This window comes from Actinomadura sediminis (assembly GCF_042675525.1).
GTDB lineage: Bacteria > Actinomycetota > Actinomycetes > Streptosporangiales > Streptosporangiaceae > Spirillospora > Spirillospora sediminis.
In genome coordinates, this window is sequence record NZ_JBHTJA010000217.1 from 1 (window position 1) to 3474 (window position 3474).

3 protein-coding genes are annotated in these 3474 nt (G+C 72.5%); all 3 read left to right on the plus strand.

Features of this window, described 5'->3' with window-relative positions:
• Positions 1-655: hypothetical protein (locus ACFQ11_RS37325; protein WP_378307629.1), on the plus strand; the 655-nt coding region annotated here is incomplete at its 5' end.
• Between the two features lie 53 nt (positions 656-708).
• Positions 709-2055, plus strand: a complete 1347-nt coding sequence (locus ACFQ11_RS37330; RefSeq protein WP_378307631.1) for a hypothetical protein — start codon at positions 709-711, stop codon at positions 2053-2055.
• Positions 2048-3474, plus strand: a 1427-nt coding sequence (locus ACFQ11_RS37335; RefSeq protein WP_378307633.1) for an SCO6880 family protein, incomplete at its 3' end; no start/stop codon positions are given. The genes ACFQ11_RS37330 and ACFQ11_RS37335, both read left to right, overlap by 8 nt.

The window sequence follows — 3474 nt, forward strand, 5'->3', positions numbered from 1 at the left end:
CGGCGCGCTGGTGCTCGGCGCCGTCCAGTTCACGGACGAGTCAGCTACGCCTGTCGCGCAGCGTGTTGCTCGCCCCGAGCCGCAGGCCGTGCTGGTGAGCGCGCCGCCGGTCTCGTTCGCTGGGGTGGCGTGGCGCGACTACCACGGCGTGCTGTTGCCGCACGCCGCCGATGGTCCGCGGGAATCCGGCGACGGGCCAGCGTTCGGGTTCGCGCGGTCACCGCGCGGGGCGCTGCTGGCAGCCGTCCACATCGTGGTGCGGGCGCACGCGCTGTGGGGGCCGCGGGTGTTCGAGCCGACGATCCGCAATCAGGTGATCGGACCGGACACCGCCGCGCTGCTCGAGGCGACGCAGCGGTCCTACGACCGTCACCGCGGCGACCGTCCCTATGGGGAGGCGCTGGGGCGGGCGTACATGGTGGTGGAGGGGTTCCGGTGGCTGGGCTATTCGCCCCGGTCGGCGACGCTGGATCTGGTGACGGCCGGTCCCGGGGACAGTAACGTCACGGTCCGCGCTGCGATCCGGGTTCAGGTGCGGTGGGAGAACGGCGACTGGCGTGTCGTGGCCCCGCCGGGCGGGAGCTGGGGCGGGTCGGCAGTGTCGATCGCCTCCGCTGACGGGTACGGGCGGTTCCCGCGCGGGGGTGGTGGGTGATGGCGCCACTGGACCCGTGTTCGCCTGTGCTCGAGCCGAATTGCGTGCGGCCGGTGGACGACGACGATGGCTCACCGTTCGCCCCGCCGATGGCCGACCTTCCGGCCGCGATCGGCGGCGACATGCTGCAGGCCACCGCCGACGGGTTCGAATCGGCGGTGGGGTGGCTGATCTCCAACACCGCCTCCTGGTGGGTTGAAACGCCCTCACCGAACCTGGAAGACGAACCCGCGATCGGTTTCCTGCAGGCGCTCGTCCAGCCGCTGACGGTCTTCGTCGCTCTGGTGGCACTACTGGTCGTCGCGGGGAAGATGGCGCTGACGCGCAAGGCGGCGCCGTTGATCGGTGCCGGGCAGGGCGTGGTCGTCCTGGTCACGGTGACGGTCATCGGCACTCTGCTCCCGAATCAGCTGCTGCAGTTGGGCGACCTGTGGTCGGACTGGGCGCTGACGGCATCGTCGCAGGGCGACTTCGCCGCGCGGATGGCCAAGATCGTGGCGTTCCCGTCGGGGACACCTGCAGCGCTGGTGATCGTGCTGTGCATGGTCGCCATGTTCATCGGCATCATCCAGGCCCTCTTGCTGCTGTTCCGGGGCGCGGCGCTCGTGGTGCTCGCGGGGGTGCTTCCGCTGGCCGCCGCCGGGGTGATCACTACGGCGACGAGGCCGTGGTTCGGCAAGGTCGCCGGCTGGATGCTCGCCCTGATCTTCTACAAGCCGGCAGCGGCAGCCGTGTACGCGACGGCGTTCACCTTCATCGGTGAGGGCGAGGAGCTCCACACGCTCCTGATGGGCTTCACGATGATGCTGATCAGCCTCATCGCCTTCCCCGTGCTGCTGAAGTTCTTCTCCTGGACGACCGGAGGCACCGAATCCGGCAGCGGCGGCGGTGTCCTGAACACCGTGATGGGCGGCGCCACCGCCCTGGGCGCCCTACGCGCCTACGGCGGTGGGGCCGGGGGCGGACGCGCCGAGTCCGCAGGCGAGCACGCCGATTACCTCGGGCAGCAACTCGGCGAACGTCCTGGCGATCGGCACGACGAGGAGAAGGCGGCGCAGCAGCCGCCGGTCGTCCCGGATCGGGCGGCGACGGGCCAGCAGGGAGACCAGAGCGAGCAGTGTCCTTCGGTCACTGCGGCGCCGTCCGGTAGCGATCAACCCGACGGCGGCGTGGCCCACACGCCCGGGCCGACATCAGGCGGTGAGTCTCGCGGCGGCGGATGGACGCCGCCCCATGGCGGGCACGACGAGCCGGTCGGACCGACCGCCATCCGTGCAGCGGACAAGGAACGGCAGCGCGGCCAGGACACGATCCGCTGGCTGGGCAACCCCACCGGCTCCGACGACAACGGCGGCGGTCCCAGTGGCGCGGTCGTCGAAGGGGGCGGCGGCAATGGGTGAGGCCCGCACCTACGGCGGCTGGCGGCGACGGCACGGCATCGGGCTGATGGGGCTGGACACCACCGCGACCTTCGTCGTGCTCGGCGGGGCGATGGTGGTGGTCGTGGTCGCGGCCATCGCACCGGGCAGCCTGGTGTTTCTGCTGCCCCCGGCGGCGATCGGGTGCGTGCTCGGACTCGTCCGCGTCGGTGGCGCTCCGCTCGGTCGAATGCTCCTGTCCAGGGTGCGGTGGCGATGGAGCGTTCTGCGTGGCCACAACCGCTACCGGGCCGGGGTCGTCATTGATCACCCGCGGGCGTTCCAGCTGCCGGGGGTGCTGGCGCCGTTGACGCTGCTGAGCGTGGAGGACGGCTATGGCGGCCGGTACGGGGTCGTGTGGGATCGCCGCACCGGGCTGCTGACGGCGACGCTGCGGGTGGTGCCGGCCTCGACGTGGCTGGCCGATCGGTCCGACGCCGACACCTGGGTCTCCGCCTGGGGCGGCTGGCTTGCCGCCCTCGGCCACATGCCCGCGATCCGCTGGGTGACCGTGACCGTGGAGACCGCTCCCGAACCCGGCTCCACTCTCGCCGACGCGGTCGGCCGCGCGGTCGTCGAGTCCGCGCCCGAACCCGCACGCCAGATCATGGATCAGCTCGTCCAGGCCGCGCCGGCAGCAGCTGCGGATGTCGACACCCGGGTTTCGGTCACGTTCGATCCCAAAGCGTCGTCGGCGCGGCCACGGGACCTGTTCGAGGCCGTCGCCGAACTCGGGCGCACGCTGGACGGGCTGGCATCCCGGCTCGGCAACTGCGGAGTGTCGGTCGTCGGGTGCGCGACCGCCGCCGAACTGGCCGGAGCCGTCCGGACGGCGTTCGACCCGCACGCCCGCGGGGAGGTCAACCGCCTGCTCGCACGCCCGCGATCGGAGGACGTCCTGTCCTGGAGCGAGGCGGGGCCGGTCGCGGCGACCGAGCACACCGATCGCCACGAGCACGACGGCGGAACGTCGGTGAGCTGGGCGTGGCACGAACCCCCGCGGCAGAACGTCCACCCCGATGTGCTGGCCCGGCTCGTCGCTCCGGGGCCGTTCCCCAAGCGCGTGACGCTGCTGTACCGGGCGCTTCCGGCCGCGGCGGCAAGCCGGGTGCTGCAGCAGGAGGTGAACGCGGCGGCGTTCCGGGCCCAGTTCCGGCGCCGCACCGGGCGCGACGAGACCGCCCGCGACTCCTGGGACGCCGCCCGCGCCCGCCAAGCCGCCGCCGAGGAGGCCATGGGCGCCGGGGTGTGCCTGGTCTCGATGTACGCCACCGTCACCGTCACCGACCCGGACGAACTTCGGCGCGCGGTCGCGCACGTGGAGACCGCGGCGGACTCGGCCAAGATCCGCCTGCGCCGCATGTGGGGCAGCCAGGCCGCCGGATTCGCCACCACCCTGCC